This is a genomic window from Bacillus sp. SIMBA_005 (assembly GCF_046535585.1).
Classification (GTDB): domain Bacteria; phylum Bacillota; class Bacilli; order Bacillales; family Bacillaceae; genus Bacillus; species Bacillus pumilus.
Window position 1 is genome coordinate 1 of record NZ_JAWRWI010000977.1, and the last position, 245, is coordinate 245.

At 65.7% G+C, this 245-nt stretch carries 1 protein-coding gene; it reads left to right on the forward strand.

What is annotated here, in order from left to right; genetic code table 11:
• A partial coding sequence (locus tag SB660_RS23005; RefSeq protein WP_410584846.1) for a hypothetical protein occupies positions 1-245 on the forward strand: 245 nt, incomplete at both ends.

Here is a 245-nt window from a genome sequence, read left to right on the forward strand (position 1 = left end):
CTACGTGAAGAACCCGCGAGAGTACGTCTTCAACTCCGAGGATGTCGACCGTGAGCCGTACATGGCGCCGGGGCTTGTGACGGCGGAGAAGGCGGCCCGGGGCAAGCTCCCCACCGATGTCTGGTGGCACACGATCGTGCCGACGACCGGGCGCGAGCACCGCGACTCGATCCTCACCCCTGAGGAGCGCGAGAGCGACGAGACCATGATGATCTGCGTCTCGCGCTCACTCGACTCGAAGCTCG